Source organism: Methylobacterium sp. Gmos1, assembly GCF_053764715.1.
Genome location: NZ_JBSNCC010000002.1, coordinates 218,138 through 235,364 on the forward strand (window position 1 = coordinate 218,138; position 17,227 = coordinate 235,364).

Consider the following 17,227-nt stretch of genomic DNA (forward strand, 5'->3'; position numbering starts at 1 on the left):
TGGCAGGACGGACCTTCATGGCAGGCAGCACGGCGAAGACGGCGCGAAACCTCACTCTCGTCGCCACCCTGGCGCTCGGCCTCTCGGCCTGCTTCCGGCCGCTCTACGGGCCGACCGCCTCCGGCGCGCCCTTGAGCGCCGTGCTCGCCTCGATCCAGGTCGAGACGGCGAAGACTGCGCAAGGGCAGGAGCGCCTCGGCCACTACCTGCGCAGCGAGCTGGTCTTCGACCTCGACGGCTCGGGCCAGCCGTCCGAGAAGAAGTACCGCCTGACGCTCGCGGCGAGCGAGACGGTGCAGACGCCGATCGTCAGCTCGATCACCGGCCGGGCCGAATCGGCGACCCTGCTCGGCACCGCCTCCTACAAGGTGCAGACCCTCGTCGGCGACCGCATCATCACCGAGGGCGTCGCGCAGGGAACCGCCACCTACGACCGCTCGGCCCAGCGCTTCGCCAGCCTGCGCGCCGCCCGCGACGCCGAGATCCGGCTCGCCAAGCTCCTCTCCGAGCAGATCAAGACCCGCGTCGCCGCGATCCTGGCGACCCAGCCCTGAGCCCGACCGCCGGAGACCGCGAATGACCGCCGTCAAGGCCGGCGAGGTCGAGGGGCTGCTGCGCCGCGGCCCCGACCCGCGCATCGCCGTGATCCTGGTCTACGGCCCGGATACCGGCCTCGTCACCGAGCGTGCCCGGACGCTGGCCGAAAAGGCGGTCGACGACCCGGCCGACCCGTTCGCGCTGGTGAAGATCGACGGCGACGTGCTGGCGGGCGATCCCGGCCGCCTGATCGACGAGGCCGGCACGGTCGGGCTGTTCGGGGGCAAGCGCGCCGTCTGGGTGCGGCCCAGCAGCCGCAACTACGCGCCGGCGGTCGAGGGCGTGCTGAAGCAGGACGGCCTCGACACCCGCATCGTCGTCGAGGCCGGCGACCTCGCCAAATCGGCCCCGTTGCGGGTCGTCTGCGAGCGCTCGCCGAAGGCGCTGGCGATCCCCTGCTACCCGGACGATGCCGGAACCCTCGCCGATCTCGTCGAGCGGACGCTCAGGGCCGACGGCCTGCGCATCACCCGCGAGGCCCGCGACCTCCTGGTCGGCGGCCTCGGCGGCGACCGGCGGGCGAGCCTCGGCGAGATCGAGAAGCTGGCGCTCTATGCCCGCGGCCAGGGCGAGATCGGCATCGACGACGTCGAGGCGATCGGCAGCGACGTCTCGGGATCGATGCTCAACGCGCTGATCGACGCGGCCTTCGCCGGACGGGTCGCCGAGACGGAGCGGGCCTATCGTCGCTTCCAGATCGAGGGCATGGACGCCTCGGTGATGCTGGGGGGCGCGCTGCGCCACGCCCTCACGCTGCTCGCCACCCGGCTCGACGGCGAGGGCAAGAGCCCGGGCGCGATGGTGGCGGGCTGGCGCGGCCTGCACTTCCGGCGCCAGAAGATCGTCGAGACGCAGCTCGCCCGCTGGAGCCCGGCCTCGTTGCGCCGGGCGGTGGCGCTGTTGCAGGAGGCGGTGCTCGGCGCCCGCCGAGCCGGCGGCGACTTCTCGCACGCGGTCGCGGCCGATCTCTTCCTGCGGCTCGCCAGCGAGGCGGCGCGGCGGGGCTGACGGAGCCCCCCTGCCCTCTCGCAGGCCGGGCTGAGAGACCCGACCGGCGGCGTCACATCTCCAGGCGCCGGCACAGCCCGTCGAGCTGGTCGAGGCTGGTGTAGCGCAGCCGCACCTCGCCGCCGGCGCCCTTGGCGTCGATCGACACCACGACGCCCAAGATGTCCTCCAGGCGGCGTTCGAGCGCACGGGTATCGGCGTCCTTCTCCACCGCTACCTTGCGCGGCCGGCCGGGGCGCGGGCCGGTGCCGGTCTGCTCGCCGGCGGCCAGGGCCTCGACCTCGCGCACCGTCATGCCGTCCTCGATCACCCGGCGGGCGATTCCCTCCGGGTCCTTCACGGCGAGGAGCGCCCGGGCATGGCCGGCGGTGAGGGTGCCGGCGATGACGTGGTCCTGCACCCCGGGCGGCAGTTGCAGCAGGCGCAGGGTGTTGGCGAGGTGGCTGCGGCTCTTGCCGATGATCTCGGCGAGCTCGGTCTGGGTGTAGCGGAACTCGCTCATCAGCCGCTCGTAGCCCGCCGCCTCCTCGATGGCGTTGAGGTCGGCGCGCTGGACGTTCTCCAGGATGGCGTATTCGAGCGAGGTGCGGTCGTCGATCTCGACCGTGACCACCGGCACCTCGTGCAGGCCAGCCCGCTGCGCCGCGCGCCAGCGCCGCTCACCGGCGACGATCTCGAACGCGTCCGGCACGTTGGCGAGCGCCCGCACGACGATCGGCTGGATCACCCCGCGGGTGCGGATCGAGGCCGACAGCTCCTCGAGTTCGGTCTCGGCGAAGTGGCGGCGCGGGTTGCGCGGGTTCGGCCGCAGGAACTCGATCGGCACGCGCCTCTGCCCGGCCTTCGCCTTCTCGGGAGCGGCCGGGGCCTCGTCGCCGAAGTCGCCGATCAGCGCCGCGAGACCGCGCCCGAGGCGCGGCCGCGCTCCCTCCTCCGCCATACCCTTCATCCTCTCCATCGCTCCAATTCGTATGGCGTCAGGCGGCCGCCGGCAGGCGGCCTTCGCGCTGGATGATCTCGGAGGCGAGCCGCAGGTAGGCCTGCGAGCCGGCGCATTTGAGATCGTAGAGCAGCACCGGCTTGCCGTGCGACGGCGCCTCGGACACGCGCACGTTGCGGGGGATCATGGTCTCGTAGACCTTGTCGCCCATGAATTCGCGCACGTCGGCCACGACCTGCGCCGACAGGTTGTTGCGCGGGTCGAACATCGTCAGCACCACGCCCTGGATCGCCAGGCGCGGGTTGAGCGCACCCTTGACCTGCTCGACGGTGCGCAGGAGCTGGCTCAGGCCCTCCAGCGCGAAGAACTCGCATTGCAGCGGCACCAGAACCGCGTGCGCTGCGGCGAGCGCGTTGAGGGTGAGCAGGTTGAGCGAGGGCGGGCAGTCGATCAGCACGTAGGTGAAACGCTGCTCGTCCGGCGCCCCATCCTGGTCGAGGGGTTCGAGCGCCCGGCGCAGGCGCTGCGCCCGGTCGGCGGCGCTCGCCATCGCCATCTCAAGGCCGAGCAGGTCCATGGTCGAGGGGATGAGCGACAGGCGCGGCACCGCCGTCGCCTGCACCGCGTCGACGAGCGGCGCCTCGCCGGAGAGCACGTCGTAGGTCGAGAGGCGGCGCTGGCGCCGGTCGATGCCGAGGCCGGTCGAGGCGTTGCCCTGCGGGTCGAGATCGACGATCAGCACGCGCTCGCCGATCGCCGCGAGGGCGGTGCCGAGGTTGATCGCCGTCGTGGTCTTGCCGACGCCGCCTTTCTGATTGGCGAGCGCGATGATGCGCAGGGGTCGCGGGCTGCCGCTCACCTGCGACTCGGGGGGTTCCGCGATCATGGGAGTAGGCCGCTCACGCTGGAGACGCGGACGATTCTGGCCTCAGAATCGGTCCGGCTCGGGATCAGATCCGCGGCAAATCTCCACCTTTCCTCCGCCTCGGTCAATTCGGTTAAGACATCACGCCCTTTCGGAAACAGCCCGGTGGCGCCTTTTTTCAACACCGGTTCGGTCCAGGCGAGGAGCTGCGACAGCGGCGCGAGGGCGCGCGCGGTCACGACCTGCGTATCGGAGAAGCCCGCGATGACGCTCTCGATGCGGGCGACGTGGACCTTCGCCGCCGCCCCGGTGAGGCGGGCGGTCTCCTGGAGGAACGCGCCCTTGCGGCCGTTGCTCTCGACGAGGTCGACGCGAAAGCCCGGCCGCTCGCGGCCGGCGATCGCCAGGATCAGCCCCGGGATCCCGGCGCCGCTGCCGAGATCGAGCCAGCGCGTCGCCTCCGGGGCGAGCGCCAGGAGCTGGAGCGAATCGGCGATGTGGCGGGTCCAGACCTCGGCCAGCGTCGAGGGGCCGACGAGGTTCTTGATCGACTGCCAGCGGGTGAGTTGCGCGACGTAGAGATCGAGCGCCGCGGCTGTTTCACGTGAAACGCCGGCCTCGCGGAGGACGGCGTCGCGGCCGGAGGGCGTGGTCTTCATTCGGCCGGAACCTGGGCGGGAGCGCCGCGGCGAGCGTGCGCGGCAAGCAGCGTGAGGGCAGCCGGGGTCACACCCTCGATACGGGCGGCTTGGCCGAGCGTGAGGGGCCGAACCTTATCGAGCTTCAGCCGCAGCTCGTTCGAGAGGCCGGCGATGCTGCCGTAATCGAGCAGAGCCGGCAGGGCCACGGCCTCGTCGCGCCGGAACGCCGCGATGTCGGCCTGCTGCCGGTCGAGATAGACCGCGTAGGTCGCGTCGGTACACAGCCGATCGGCGAGGGCAGGGGGGATGGCCTGGAGTTGCGGCCACACCGCGGCGAGCCGGTCCCAGGTGATCTCCGGGTAGGAGAGGAGCTGGAACGCCGAGCGTCGGATGCCGTCGCGGTTGAGGGCGATGCCGTGCCGATGCGCCTCGGTCGGCGTGAGACTCAACTCATCGAGCATCCGCCGCGCGCCCTGAAGCGCGTCGCGGCGCGCCGCGTCGTGCGCGGCGCGGGTCGGCGAGACGCAGCCGAGGGCGAGGCCGCGACCGGTCAGACGTTCGTCGGCGTTGTCGACGCGCAGGCTGAGCCGGTACTCCGAGCGCGAGGTGAACATGCGGTACGGTTCGCTGACGCCGTGGGTCACGAGGTCGTCGATCATCACGCCGAGATAGGACTCGGCCCGGTCGAACACCGCGAGTTCCGCCGCTCCGGCCAGACGCGCGGCGTTGAGCCCGGCCACCAGCCCCTGGCCCGCCGCCTCTTCGTAGCCGGTGGTGCCGTTGATCTGTCCGGCCAGGAACAGGCCGGGAATGCGCCGGGTCTGCAAGGTCGGGTCGAGCTCGCGCGGATCGACGTAGTCGTACTCGATCGCGTAGCCCGGGCGCAGGATCACCGCGCGCTCGCAGCCGGGCAGCGACCGGACGATGCCGGCCTGGACGTCCTCGGGCAGAGAGGTCGAGATGCCGTTCGGGTAGACCGTCGGATCGTCGAGGCCCTCCGGCTCCAGGAAGATCTGGTGCCCGTCGCGGTCACCGAAACGCACCACCTTGTCCTCGATCGACGGGCAGTAGCGCGGGCCGCGGCTGGTGATGCCGCCGGAATACATCGCCGAGCGGTGGAGGTTGGCGCGGATCAGGTCGTGCGCTGCCGGTCCGGTCCGGGTCACGCCGCACTCGATCTGCGGCGTGGTGATGCGCTCGGTTAGGGTCGAGAACGGCACCGGCGCGTCGTCGGCGGCCTGCTTGTCGATGCCGTGCCAGTCGATGGTGCGGCCGTCGAGGCGGGGCGGGGTGCCGGTCTTCAGGCGGCCGAGGGCGAAGCCGTGGCGGTCGAGGGTGGCCGAGAGGCCGAGCGCCGGCCCTTCTCCCATCCGTCCGGCCGGAATGGTGACCTCGCCGATATGGATCAGGCCGCGCAGGAAGGTCCCGGTGGTCAGGACCACGGCGCGGCAGGGGAGGGCGCGGCCGTCGGCGAGCACGGCGCCCGTGACCCGCCCGCCGACGACGGTAAGATCCGCGACCTCGCCCTCGACGATCACCAGGTTCGGCGTCTCGCTCAAGGCGGCCTGCATCTCCCGGGCGTAGAGCTTGCGGTCGGCCTGGGTGCGCGGCCCACGCACGGCCGGGCCCTTGCGGCGGTTGAGCAGGCGGAACTGGATCCCGGCCCGGTCGGCGCAGCGGCCCATCAGGCCGTCGAGAGCATCGACCTCGCGCACGAGGTGGCCCTTGCCGAGGCCGCCGATGGCCGGGTTGCAGGACATCGCACCGAGCGTGTCGCGGCGGTGGGTAACCAGGATCGTACGGGCGCCGGTGCGCGCGGCCGCCGCGGCCGCCTCGGCACCCGCGTGCCCGCCGCCGACGACGATCACGTCGCAGGGGAGAGAATCGTCAGTGAGCATGGGGTGATTAGGCGGCGCCCGGCGGCGGCGTCAATCGGGCTGTCGCGCGATCCCGCGTTTCACGTGAAAACACCGCGGATCGCGACGCTCACTTGCCGATGCAGAAGCTGGAAAAGAGCCGGTCGAGCATCTCTTCGACCCCGACGCGGCCGGCGACCTCGCCGAGCGCACGGACAGCGAGGCGCAGATCCTCGGCCACCAGCTCGGTCGGCAGGACGGCGCCGTGCTCGACGACGCGGTCGAGGTGGTGCAGGCAGCGTTCGAGGGCGAGCCGCTGACGTTCGCGGGTCACGAGGGCATCGCCGCTGCCGAGCGAGGTTTCGGCCAGGCGCTCGATCTCGCCGAGGAGCCGGTCGAGCCCGGTGCCGATCCGGGCCGAGATCGTGATCTCGCCGGCCGGCGCCGGGCTCGAAAGATCGCCCTTGGTGGCGACGACGAGAACCGGGACGGCGAGGGGAGGGGGCGGCTCGCCGCCCGGCTCGCGCAGCCACAGGACGAGATCCGCCTGATCGATGCGACGCCGGCTGCGGGCCACCCCCTCGGCCTCGATCGCATCCGTGCTGTCGCGCAGGCCCGCCGTATCGACCAGCAGGACCGGCAATCCGCCGAGATCGCAGCGGACCTCGATCGCGTCCCGCGTCGTCCCGGGTATCGCCGAGACGATCGCGACGTCGCGGCGGGCGAGCGCATTGAGCAGGGTCGACTTGCCGGCATTGGGCGCGCCGGCGAGCACCACCGTGAAACCGTCCCGCAGGCGCTCGCCCCGGCGGCCCTCGGCGAGGGCGGCGCGGATGGCGTCACGGACGCGGCCCGCGGCCGCGCGCCCGGACGCGGTCAGCGCCTCGTCGTCGACATCGCCCTCGTCGGAGAAGTCGAGCGCGGCTTCCGTTCCGGCAAGCACGTCGAGGAGGGAGGCCCGCCAGCCCTCGACGGCCCGGCCGAGGGCGCCGTCGAGCTGGCGGACCGCCTGCCGCCGCTGTGCCTCGGTCTCCGCGTCGATCAGGTCGGCCAACCCCTCGACGGCGGTCAGGTCCATGCGGCCGTTGAGGAAGGCGCGGCGGGTGAAGGCGCCGGGCTCCGCCGGCACGAGGCTGGGGATGCCCCCGAGACTGCGGAGGATTGCCGCCCGCACCGCCGGACCGCCGTGGAGATGCAGTTCCACCATGTCCTCGCCGGTGGCGGTGCCGGGGCCGGGCAGCCAGGCGACGAGGGCGTGATCGAGCATGTCCCCGGTCCCTGGCTCGCGCAGGGTGCGCAGCGACAGACGGCGTGCGGCGGGCAGTGACCCACGGATCAGCGCCGCGAGGGCGGGGCCGGCCTGCGGACCGCTGATGCGCACGACCGCGACGGCGGTGCGGCCATAGCCGGTGGCGGGGGCGAAGATGGTATCGGACATAGGCTTCGGGCGTGACGGCGGCAGGCTTGCGGGAGCGCCGGATCGGGGTTCGGCGCGGCGTCGCTAGCACGGATCGAGGTGCGATGCCGAGAACCGGCGTCACGGTGTCGATGCGGTGAGGCCGTTTCCCGGACGACTTGCCGGACCCCACGGGCGAGCCGCTTCCGCTGACGGTCGAGGACGCCGCGATATCTCGTCAATCTCGCACCCTCGTCTGGAGATGCCGCGCGTAGGGGGCAAGCCGCCCGACGGAGGGCTCCAGCTAGCGTGAAGATCCCTGGAGCCATCCTCTAACACCCGCGGCCGCGGGCACCTCGGGACGCGGGCGCGTCGTCCACGCCCTCCCCAAACGAGAACGGCGCCCCTCTCGGGGCGCCGCGTGAGCCTGTTGCGTGATCGCGACCGATCGGCCGGATTAGGTGTTCATCGAGTCGAAGAAGTCGCCGTTGCTCTTGGTCTGGCGCAGCTTGTCGAGCAGGAACTCGATCGCGTCGGTGACGCCCATCGGGTTGAGGATGCGGCGCAGCACGTAGGTCTTCTTGAGCGAGTCCGGCGGGACCAGCAGCTCCTCCTTGCGGGTGCCGGAGCGGGTGATGTCGATCGCCGGGAAGATGCGCTTGTCGGAGACCTTGCGGTCCAGGATGATCTCCGAGTTGCCGGTGCCCTTGAACTCCTCGAAGATCACCTCGTCCATGCGCGAGCCGGTGTCGATCAGCGCGGTGGCGATGATGGAGAGCGAGCCGCCCTCCTCGATGTTGCGGGCGGCGCCGAAGAAGCGCTTGGGCCGCTGGAGGGCGTTGGCGTCGACACCGCCGGTCAGCACCTTGCCGGAGGACGGCACCACGGTGTTGTAGGCGCGGCCGAGCCGGGTGATCGAATCGAGCAGGATGACGACGTCGCGGCCGTGCTCGACCAGGCGCTTCGCCTTCTCGATCACCATCTCGGCGACCTGGACGTGGCGGGTCGCCGGCTCGTCGAAGGTCGAGGCGATCACCTCGCCCTTCACCGAGCGCTGCATGTCGGTAACCTCCTCCGGCCGCTCGTCGATGAGCAGGACGATGAGGTAGCACTCAGGATGATTGAGGGTGATCGACTGGGCGATGTTCTGCATCAGCACCGTCTTGCCGGTGCGCGGCGGCGCCACGATCAGGGCGCGCTGGCCCTTGCCGATCGGCGCGACGATGTCGATGATCCGGGGCGAGAAGTCCTTGCGGGTCGGCTCCGACAGTTCGAGCTTGAAGCGCTGCGTGGGGAACAGCGGCGTCAGGTTGTCGAAGTGGACCTTGTGCTTGATCTTGTCCGGATTCTCGAAATTGATCGTGTTGACCTTGAGCAGCGCGAAGTAGCGCTCGCCGTCCTTCGGGCCGCGGATCGGCCCCTCGACGGTGTCGCCGGTGCGCAGGCCGAAGCGGCGGATCTGCGTCGGCGAGATGTAGATGTCGTCCGGGCCGGGCAGGTAGTTCGAGTCGGAGGAGCGCAGGAAGCCGAAGCCGTCCTGGAGCACCTCGACCGTGCCGGCGCCGATGATCTCGACATCCTTGGCAGCGAGCTGCTTCAGGATCGCGAACATCAGCTCCTGCTTGCGCATGGTCGAGGCGTTCTCGACCTCGACCTCCTCGGCGAAGGTGAGCAGCTCGGTCGGGGTCTTGGACTTGAGATCCTGCAGCTTCACCTCGCGCATGGCGGGGGCGGCGGTCTCGATCGGGGCGAGGGTGTCTTCGATCATGGGATATCGGGGTGTGGGGGCGAAGCTGGGGAGCGTCATGTCAGGACAGGTCCGGCCGCCGCAGGACGCGGCGTTGAGCGGAAAAGCAACGGGGTGGCCGAGAGGCGGGCACCGGTCGCGAAGTCGTCGCCTGATTGTCCCGGAGGTCGCGTGGAGGGGCCGGGCGGCCCTGGATGCGACGTGACGTGACGATGGAGGAGGGAACGACTTTATGTAACGGGTCCTCGTCGTCGACTCAAGTCCGCGGTTGCGGAAAAGTGGGGAGCGGCGCGGTACGGCGGCACCAGAAGAGACGGCGGACCCGGCGAGGATGCTCCGGCCGCGTCCGAAGCACGGCGAACTATCGGCGCAGTCGTCCGGGCCATGCATTAACATTTGGAACGTTCTGCCCCGACGTTACAACCAACGATCGTCGACGCAACCGCCGAGCTCGAGGCTATTCGGGCGGGTCGAGCGAGGTCTCGCGGTGATCCGGTCCAGTATCGTGGTGGGCGTGGCCGGCAGCGATGCGGTCGGCGGCCAGTCGATCAGCGGCGGCGAAGGCGGATATAGAGCGCGCCGCCGCCGCCGTGATGGTGAGCCGCCTCCTCGAAGCCGACGACCAGGGCGCGCAGTTCGGGCAGGCGCAGCCAGTGCGGCACGCTGCGGCGCAGGACGCCGCGCTCGGCGTAGGGGTCGCCGCCGGTCCCGCCCTTGCCGGTGACCACCAGCACCACGGCGTGGCCGGCCGCCCGGGACCGGTGCAGGAAGCCGATCAGCGCCGCGTGGGCCTCGGCCTGGCGCATCCCGTGCAGGTCGATCGAGGCGTCGACGCTGCGCGAGCCGCGGCGCAGGGCGGTGCGGACCCGCCGCTCGAGGGGCGCCAGCGGCGGCAGGACCGGCGCGGGCGTCACGGTCGGTTTCCTGACCGGCTTCTTGACCGGTTTCTCGACGACCGGACGACCGGGCGGCGTCACGGCGGCGGGGCTCGCGACGGGCTCCGGCGACGGGGGAGGGGAGGGGGCGGCCCGGCCGCGCAAGGGCGTGACCAGGCGGGAGATCTCGGCCCAGAGCCGGGCCTCCTCGGAGGAGAGCCGGCGCCGGCGCCGGATGCGGGGAGGCTCGGTCACGGCGCGGCCCCTGCCTCGCCCGGCTTCGGCAGCAGCACGACGAAGCGCGCGGGATCGCGCAGCAGGCCGGCGACCGCGCCGGCCCGGGCGCCGGTGCCGAGATAGAGGTCGCCGCGGGCCGGGCCCAGGATCGCCGAGCCGGTATCCTGCGCCACGACGAGGCGGCGCAACGGGGCGCTGCCGCCCTCCGGATCGGGCAGCGATCCCTCCAGCCAGAACGGCAGGCCGTAGCGCCACAGGGAGGCGTCGACCGCGAGGCTGCGCCCGGCCGTCAGCGGCACGCCGGCCCCGCCGCGCGGCCCCGCCCCCTCCGGCACGCTCTCGTCGAGGCGGAAGAAGACGTAGGAGGCGTTGCGGCGGATCAGGTCGCGGGCGATGTCGGGATGGGCGCGCAGCCAGCCGGTCCAGCGGGCGAGCGTCAGGCCCTCCAGCGGCAGGTGGCCGCCGGTGACGATCAGGCGGGCGACCGAGGTGTAGGGCCGGCCGTTGCGGCCGTCATAGGCGAGGCGGACGGCGCGGCCGTCGGGCAGGCGCACCCGGCCGGAGCCCTGGACCTGCAGCACCAGGAGGTCGACCGCGTCGCGCAGCCAGAGGAGCGGGCGGGCGCGGGGCCCAAGCGCCCCATCCTCGATCGCCGCCCGGTCCGGGTAGGGCAGGAAGGCGTCGCCGTCGCGGCGCGCGGCGCGGAGCGAGGGGTCGAGGCCCGGCCGGGTCTCGCCGGGATCGAGCGACACGAGGTCGTCGGGGCGCGCGAGCGCCGGCACGGTGAAGTCCGGCGTGGCGACCGGCGAGCCGGCGAGCTCGGGCTCGAAATAGCCGGTGAGGAAACCATTCGTGCGCTCGGGCGCGGCGTCGCGGTTCGGCCGCAGGACGCGGTAGGCGGAGAAATGTCCCTCGAAGAAGGCCCGGGCTCCCTCCGGCGCCGCGCCGGCGGCCGCGGCGCAGGCGCGGGCGAGATCCTGGCTCGGCGCGCCTGGGGCCGCCTCGGCGAGGACCGGGCCGGCAGGCGCCGTGCAGGTCGCCCGGAAGGCAGCGAGGGCCGCCGCGAGGTCGTCACCGGGAAAGCCCGGCAGGGCGCTGAAGGGAACGGGTTCGAGGACGGCCTCGCCGACCCGCAGGGGGGCGGCGCCCGCCGGGCTCGGTCCGCCGGCGAGGAGGGCGGCGAGGACCAGTCCGGCGGAGACGCGTCCGATCGCGGAACTGGCAGCGGGACAAGGGCCGAAGGCCGGTGGCATGGGCGCGTCGGGCTCCGGCCCCGGGAATGCTGTGCTGTGGTCGCGTCGCGCGAGGCTGCGAGGCGAGGCCCGGCGACCGATGGAGTGTCGCCGAGGGCCGGCGGCCGATCAAGCCGCCGGCGCGACGGTCATCAGTGCCCGGCTTCCGTGGCGACGAGCTGCCAGTTCGGGTCGCGGCTGCCGAGGGTCCGGGCGAAGGTCCAGACGTCGGTCACGTCCACGACCTTCTCGGGGCTGCCGTCGACGACCTGGCCTTGCGGCCCGCGGGTGGCGGTGATGAGCTTCGAGAGGTAGCGCACGGTGACCTGGGCCACGCGGTTGCGCACGTCGACCCCGACGATCTCGGCCCGGTCGATCGACACGAAGGTGGTCTCGACGGTTTGGCCGGCGCGCTCGCGGCCCTGGATCGCCCGCTCGAACCCGTCCGCGACCTCGCGCGAGAGCAGGGTCTTGAGCGTCTTGCGGTCGCCCTTGGCGAAGGCGGTCACGATCGTCTCGTAGGCGACCTTGGCGCCGTCGGTGAAGCCGCGGGGATCGAAGTTCGGCTCCTGCTGGAGGATCAGGTCGAGGCCGCGGGCGGCGGGCGAGTTCGGCTCGACCACGCCCTTCCAGTTGCGCGGCACCGCGGTCGCGACCGGCGCGGCGGCGCCGCGCTCGGGGCCGGCGCCGGGCAGCCGCACGACGTTGTCGCCGTCGCGGGGTGCCGCCGGCGGCTCCTCGCGCCGGGCCAGCGGGTTGAACGGCGGCCGCTCGCTCCCGGTCTTCTGGCCGAGGACCGAGCGCAGCTTCCAGATCACGAAGACCGCAAGCCCGAGGAAGATGAGGGTCGTAAGGTCGAGGGAGTCCTGCATCATCGATCCGTTCATCGATCCGTTCTAGACGGCTTCCTTGGCGGCGTCCTTGGCGGCTTGACGCCGAGCATCCCCGACCGCCCCGGCACAGCTTGCGACATCTCCGGCGCGTCGACGGCTTTGGCACCAGGACCGGGGCAAGGCAAGCGTCCGGCCGGCGCCGCACCGCGGGCCATGCCGGTGATATGGGGCCGGGCCCCCGCCGTATCCAGGCGCCGGCGCGCGACGCCGCACGGGTCCCGGCCGAGTTCGAGGCGGGAGCCGGCCTGCCGCAGCGTCGGGACGGCCGGGAGGCAGGGGCGCGGGAGGGATGATCGGCGCCTCTGCTTGTTCGCGGCCTGCGGGCATGATAGCCGCAACGCCGCCGTCGCGCGCGCCGTTTTTCGCGCCAGCGCGCGTCGGCCGTCGTTTACGTCCAGCCCTCGAAGGAACCCTCCGCCATGGCCGATTCCCCGGTCCCGAACGGCAACGGTGGCGCCGCGGCGCAGCCCGACGACTTCACGCCGACCCTCAACGCCCTGGCGCAATACGCCAAGGACCTCTCCTTCGAGAACCCGAATGCGCCGCGCTCGCTGCAGCCGCAGCAGCAGGGCCCGCAGATCAACATCCAGGTCAACGTCAACGCCCGGCAGCTCGCCGAGGAGGACTTCGAGGTCGAGCTGCGTCTCGAGGGCGACGCGAAGATCGGCGCCGAGGTGCTGTTCGCCTTCGAGCTGACCTATGCGGGCATCTTCCGCCTGCGCAACATCCCGCAGGACCAGATGCACCCGGCGGTGATGATCGAGTGCCCGCGGCTGCTGTTCCCGTTCGCCCGCCAGATCATCGCCGACGCGGTGCGCAACGGCGGCTTCCCGCCGCTCTACATCGACCCGATCGACTTCGTCGGCCTCTACCGCCAGAAGGCCGCCGAGGCCCAGGCGCAGGGCGGCGTGGCGTAACGCCGGCTGCCGCGTGGGCCGGCTCCCGGCCCGCGCGATCGTCGGACGTGTTTCACGGGAAACGCGGCCGCCACTCCTAATCCCGCAGGGTTGGCACCAGGGACGCCACCAGCAGCCCGGCCATCGCGAGGTTGAACACGCGCAGGGCACGGCGCGTCCGCAGCACCCGGGCGGTGCCGACGCCGATCAGCGTCCAGAGACCGACGCAGGGCAGCGCGACGATCCCGAACAGGACCGCGAGCAGCAGCGTCGCGCGGAGTGGGGCGTCCTCGGTGCCCGCCGTGTAGGTGGCGAGCGCCCCCGCCGCGATGACCCAGGCCTTCGGGTTCACCCACTGGAACAGGGCCGCCTGCAGGAAGCCGAGCGGCCGTCCGCCCGCACCCGCCTTGCTGCCGGGCTCGGCGGGATCCGGGTCTGCACCGGCGATCTTCCAGGCGAGCCAGAGCAGGTAGGCCGCACCGACCCATTTCAGCACCGCGTGGACCCGCGGATCGGCCAGCAGCGGCAGGCCGACGGTGCCGAGCACGACCAGCATCACGGGAAAACCCGCGGCGATGCCGAGCATGTGCGGCACGGTGCGGACGAAGCCGTAGGTCGCGCCCGAGGCCACCACCATGGTGTTGTTTGGGCCGGGCGTCGCCGACATCGCGACCGCGAAGGCGCCCGCCGAGAGAAGCCAAGTCCAGTCCACGATCGATCCGCCCTGTCTCGTCGTTACGCCGTCGGGGCGATGATACACGGTTTCGAGGCGGCGCTCGCGGCGGCGTCGGACGAAACGGCGACGGTCCCGCGCTCTGCTGCCGGCCCGGGGCCCTGTCGCGCACAGCAGCCGCGAACCCTGGGTCAGGTGACCGCAGGACGGGTCGGCGCCGCCCCCTGGACTCCCGCCCCCGGATCGGGCGATGGGGGCCCTGCGCGCTCGGGCGTGCGGGAACATCTGCGCGTCGCGCGAGAGGGAAGACGACGGGATGGCGTACTGGCTCTACAAGTCCGAGCCCTCGGTGTGGTCGTGGGACGACCAGGTCGCCGCCGGCGCGGCGGGGACGTTCTGGAACGGGGTGCGCAACCATGTCGCCCGCAAGAACCTCGAGGCGATGCGGCTCGGCGAGCAGGGCTTCTTCTACCACTCGAACGAGGGCAAGGCGGTGGTCGGCGTCGTCGAGGTGATCCGCACCTACTATCCCGACCACACCGATGAGACCGGTCGCTTCGGCATGGTCGACCTGAAGGCGGTCGAAGGGCTGCCCAACCCCGTGAGCCTCGAGGCGATCAAGGCCGAGCCGCGTTTACGCGAGATGGTGCTCGTCAACAATTCGCGCCTGTCGGTGCAGCCGGTCAGCGAGGCGGAGTGGGCGCTGGTGCGCCGCATGGGGGGCCTCTGACCGATGGGGACCGGCGCGTGAGGCGCGTCCTCGCAGGGTGCGGGCTCGTCCTTGCGCTGCTGGCGGACCCGGCGGGCGCCCAGCAGAAGCCCAGAGCCCCGGAAGCCAAGGCACCGGCGAAGCCGGCCGGGCCGGAGAAGGTGCTGACCTGCGGGGCGCTGTCGAACCTGCGCATCCTGATGGCGGAGACGGGCGGCACGCCTGCGGCGATCAGGACCCGGCTGGACGACCCGAAGGCCGATCATCTCGGCTGCACGCGGGTCGGCCGCGACCGGATCGAGGGCAATGCCGAGCGGGTGGTGATCGGCGGCACCGCCTACGATTGCCTGAAGGTGAAGGAGACGAGCCTGTGCCGCTGGACCCCGTCGGGCGTGCCGGCGGAGGCGCCGTGAGGCGCCCCCGCCTTTAAGCCGGTCAGATGCTCCAGTACGGCGTGGCGTTGAAGTAGTGGTGGACGTGCTCCTCCCACTTCCGGTCGTAGGAGGGATCGTTGCCCTCGGCCGAGGCCGGCGGCGCGGCGCGGAGCTGCTCCTCGGTGAGGTCGAGCACGTAGGCGTCGAGCTCCGGCGCGAAGCGCAGGGTCGACCACGGCACGGTGTGGTAGCCCTCGCCGATGCCGAGGAAGCCGCCGAAGCTCATCACGGCGTAGACCACCTTGCCGGTGGCCTTCTCGATCATCAGGCGCTCGATGCGGCCGATGCTGTCCCCGTTCGGGCGACGCACGGCGGTGCCCTCGACGCGGTCGCTGGCGATCAGCGCGCTGGTCTCGTTGGTGGTGGTGCTGCCCATGTCGGAGCGATCGCCGACGGTCGGTGCGACGGTGGTCATCGGAACTCTCCAGGTTCGTCCGTTTCTTCCCCGGCAACGCTGCCGCCGCGGGGCCTGTTCCGGCGCCGGGATCGCGGAGGGACGCTGCGGCGAATGGCGGAGCAGCGGGGCAGTTCCCCCCGGGCGATCGGGGCGCTAGCCTGCGGCATGCCTCTGCGTTGCTCGCCGATTCGCCGTGCCGCCGTCCTGACGGCCCTCCTCGCGCTCGCCGCACCCGCCCTCGCGCAGGATCGCGGCACCCTCAACCCGAAGCCGCTGCCGCCGCTCGCCAACCCGGACGATCCCTCGACGCCGGCCAAGGCCCTGTTCGGCCGCGCGACGACGCCGGCCGCCCTGCCGCCGCAGGCGATCGGCGGCTACGCCCGCGGCTGCGTCGCCGGGGCCGAGGCGCTGCCGATCGACGGCGCGACCTGGCAGGTGATGCGCCTGTCGCGCAACCGGAACTGGGGCCATCCCCGACTCGTCGCCTTCCTGGAGAAGATCGCGGCGGAAGCGCCGCGCAAGGCGGGATGGCCGGGCCTCCTCGTCGGCGACATGTCGCAGCCGCGCGGCGGGCCGATGCTGACCGGCCACGCCTCGCACCAGCTCGGCCTTGACGCCGACATCTGGCTGACCCCGATGCCGGACCGGCGCCTGAGCCGCGCCGAGCGCGAGGAGATGTCGGCCACCAACGTGGTGCGGACGGACCGGCGCGACATCGACCCGGAGGTCTGGCGGCCGGAGCACCTGCGGCTGATCAAGATGGTGTCGCGCGAGCCGGAGGTGGCGCGGATCTTCGTCAACCCGGCGATCAAGCGGGCCTTGTGCCGCGAGGCGGGATCGGACCGTGGCTGGCTCACCAAGGTGCGGCCGATCTACGGCCACAACTACCACTTCCACATCCGGCTCGACTGCCCGGCCGGCGAGGCGGCCTGCCACGACCAGGACCCGCCGCCCTCGGGCGACGGCTGCGGCGCGGAACTCGATTACTGGTTCACGGACGCGGTGCTGAACCCCAAGCCCCGCCCGCCCGGCAAGCCGCGCCCGCCGATGACGCTCGCGGGCCTGCCGGAGGCCTGCCGCACGGTGCTGAAGGCGCGGTGACGGCGGAACCGGGATCGGCCCACGCCGGTCCCGGTGCGCAGGCTCACTCCGCCGCGACGCCGACCCCGATCGGGCAGGACACGCCGGTGCCCCCTAGGCCGCAATAGCCGCCCGGGTTCTTCGCCAGGTACTGCTGGTGGTAATCCTCGGCGAAGTAGAACGGGCCGCCGTCGCGGATCTCCGTGGTGATCGGGCCGTAGCCGCGGGCCTTCAGGGCGGCCTCGTAGGTCTCACGCGAGGCCTCGGCCTCGGCCCGGCGCGCCGCGTCGGGCAGGTAGATGCCCGAGCGGTACTGCGTGCCGACGTCGTTGCCCTGGCGCATGCCCTGCGTCGGGTCGTGGCTCTCCCAGAAGGTCTTGAGCAGGGCGGAGAAGGGGATCGTGCGCGGGTCGTAGGCGACGAGCACGACCTCGTTGTGGCCGGTCATGCCCGAGCAGACCTCCTCGTAGGTCGGGTTCGGGGTGGTGCCGGCGGCGTAGCCCACTGCGGTGACGAAGACGCCGTCGCCCAGCTGCCAGAACTTGCGCTCCGCCCCCCAGAAGCAGCCGAGGCCGAACACCGCCGTCTCGATGCCGTCCGGATAGGGGCCCTTGAGGGGATGACCGTTGACGAAGTGCCGCTCCGCCGTCGGCAGGGGGTTGGGCCGCCCCGGCAGGATCTGGTCGGGGCTCGGCATCTCGGCGCGCTTGCGGAAGAACAGCATCGGGTCGCTCCGGTATCGGAACGGAGC

General features: G+C 72.2%; 18 protein-coding genes. 6 read left to right on the plus strand and 12 right to left on the minus strand.

From position 1 onward, the window contains the following. Nucleotides 1–17: 17 nt before the first annotated feature. On the plus strand, nt 18–554 hold the full coding sequence (gene lptE, locus ACS5PV_RS04135) for an LPS assembly lipoprotein LptE (RefSeq protein WP_455394101.1): 537 nt from the start codon (nt 18–20) through the stop codon (nt 552–554). Nucleotides 555–576: 22 nt separating this feature from the next. Further along, complete coding sequence (gene holA / locus ACS5PV_RS04140) at nt 577–1,605, plus strand: DNA polymerase III subunit delta (protein ID WP_455394102.1); 1,029 nt, start codon at nt 577–579, stop codon at nt 1,603–1,605. A 52-nt stretch (nt 1,606–1,657) separates the two neighbouring features. Here holA and ACS5PV_RS04145 read toward each other — a convergent pair whose 3' ends face one another. The 9 genes from ACS5PV_RS04145 to ACS5PV_RS04185 all read right to left on the minus strand — a co-directional run bounded on the left by ACS5PV_RS04145 (nt 1,658) and on the right by ACS5PV_RS04185 (nt 12,266). Further along, complete coding sequence (locus ACS5PV_RS04145; RefSeq protein WP_455394103.1) at nt 1,658–2,545, minus strand: ParB/RepB/Spo0J family partition protein; 888 nt, start codon at nt 2,543–2,545, stop codon at nt 1,658–1,660. A gap of 37 nt (nt 2,546–2,582) precedes the next feature. Next, nucleotides 2,583–3,431 (minus strand): ParA family protein, encoded by an 849-nt coding sequence (locus tag ACS5PV_RS04150; protein WP_455394104.1) that lies wholly within the window; start codon nt 3,429–3,431, stop codon nt 2,583–2,585. Beyond that, nucleotides 3,428–4,069: a 16S rRNA (guanine(527)-N(7))-methyltransferase RsmG gene (gene rsmG, locus ACS5PV_RS04155; RefSeq protein ID WP_455394105.1), complete on the minus strand. Its 642-nt coding sequence runs from the start codon at nt 4,067–4,069 to the stop codon at nt 3,428–3,430. Before rsmG ends, ACS5PV_RS04150 begins: the two co-directional genes overlap by 4 nt. Then, on the minus strand, nt 4,066–5,949 hold the full coding sequence (mnmG, locus tag ACS5PV_RS04160) for a tRNA uridine-5-carboxymethylaminomethyl(34) synthesis enzyme MnmG (RefSeq protein ID WP_455394106.1): 1,884 nt from the start codon (nt 5,947–5,949) through the stop codon (nt 4,066–4,068). Before mnmG ends, rsmG begins: the two co-directional genes overlap by 4 nt. 88 nt (nt 5,950–6,037) lie before the next feature. Next, a complete protein-coding gene (mnmE, locus tag ACS5PV_RS04165; protein ID WP_455394107.1) occupies nt 6,038–7,345 on the minus strand; it encodes a tRNA uridine-5-carboxymethylaminomethyl(34) synthesis GTPase MnmE in 1,308 nt (435 codons plus the stop codon). A 415-nt stretch (nt 7,346–7,760) separates the two neighbouring features. Beyond that, the gene (gene rho, locus ACS5PV_RS04170) at nt 7,761–9,110 is read right to left on the minus strand and encodes a transcription termination factor Rho (protein WP_455394108.1); all 1,350 of its coding nucleotides are present in this window, start codon (nt 9,108–9,110) and stop codon (nt 7,761–7,763) included. 488 nt (nt 9,111–9,598) lie between these two features. Next, nucleotides 9,599–10,180, minus strand: coding sequence for a Smr/MutS family protein (locus ACS5PV_RS04175; protein ID WP_455394109.1), 582 nt, complete (start codon nt 10,178–10,180; stop codon nt 9,599–9,601). After that, a complete protein-coding gene (mltA, locus tag ACS5PV_RS04180; protein ID WP_455394110.1) occupies nt 10,177–11,415 on the minus strand; it encodes a murein transglycosylase A in 1,239 nt (412 codons plus the stop codon). The genes ACS5PV_RS04175 and mltA overlap by 4 nt, the downstream gene beginning before the upstream one ends. Nucleotides 11,416–11,546: 131 nt before the next feature. Continuing rightward, complete coding sequence (locus ACS5PV_RS04185; RefSeq protein ID WP_208642375.1) at nt 11,547–12,266, minus strand: Tim44/TimA family putative adaptor protein; 720 nt, start codon at nt 12,264–12,266, stop codon at nt 11,547–11,549. Between the two features lie 440 nt (nt 12,267–12,706). Between ACS5PV_RS04185 and secB the strand changes: the two genes are divergently transcribed. Further along, nucleotides 12,707–13,204, plus strand: coding sequence for a protein-export chaperone SecB (secB, locus tag ACS5PV_RS04190; RefSeq protein ID WP_099906705.1), 498 nt, complete (start codon nt 12,707–12,709; stop codon nt 13,202–13,204). Between the two features lie 76 nt (nt 13,205–13,280). Here secB and ACS5PV_RS04195 read toward each other — a convergent pair whose 3' ends face one another. Then, nucleotides 13,281–13,895 carry a LysE family translocator gene (locus ACS5PV_RS04195; protein WP_455394111.1) on the minus strand — a complete coding sequence of 205 codons (615 nt, stop codon included), beginning with the start codon at nt 13,893–13,895 and terminating at the stop codon, nt 13,281–13,283. A gap of 277 nt (nt 13,896–14,172) precedes the next feature. Between ACS5PV_RS04195 and ACS5PV_RS04200 the strand changes: the two genes are divergently transcribed. Together ACS5PV_RS04200 and ACS5PV_RS04205 are read left to right on the plus strand one after the other, a co-directional pair. Next, nucleotides 14,173–14,586, plus strand: coding sequence for an EVE domain-containing protein (locus ACS5PV_RS04200; protein ID WP_455394112.1), 414 nt, complete (start codon nt 14,173–14,175; stop codon nt 14,584–14,586). A gap of 17 nt (nt 14,587–14,603) precedes the next feature. Continuing rightward, nucleotides 14,604–14,978: a hypothetical protein gene (locus ACS5PV_RS04205; RefSeq protein WP_455394113.1), complete on the plus strand. Its 375-nt coding sequence runs from the start codon at nt 14,604–14,606 to the stop codon at nt 14,976–14,978. Between the two features lie 22 nt (nt 14,979–15,000). Here the strand turns inward: ACS5PV_RS04205 and ACS5PV_RS04210 are convergent, their stop codons facing one another. Beyond that, nucleotides 15,001–15,375, minus strand: coding sequence for a PRC-barrel domain-containing protein (locus ACS5PV_RS04210; RefSeq protein WP_455394452.1), 375 nt, complete (start codon nt 15,373–15,375; stop codon nt 15,001–15,003). Between the two features lie 186 nt (nt 15,376–15,561). Between ACS5PV_RS04210 and mepA the strand changes: the two genes are divergently transcribed. Beyond that, nucleotides 15,562–16,497, plus strand: a complete 936-nt coding sequence (gene mepA, locus ACS5PV_RS04215) for a penicillin-insensitive murein endopeptidase (protein WP_455394114.1) — start codon at nt 15,562–15,564, stop codon at nt 16,495–16,497. Nucleotides 16,498–16,540: 43 nt separating this feature from the next. Here mepA and msrA read toward each other — a convergent pair whose 3' ends face one another. Then, nucleotides 16,541–17,200 (minus strand): peptide-methionine (S)-S-oxide reductase MsrA, encoded by a 660-nt coding sequence (gene msrA, locus ACS5PV_RS04220; RefSeq protein ID WP_455394115.1) that lies wholly within the window; start codon nt 17,198–17,200, stop codon nt 16,541–16,543. Nucleotides 17,201–17,227: the final 27 nt, after the last annotated feature.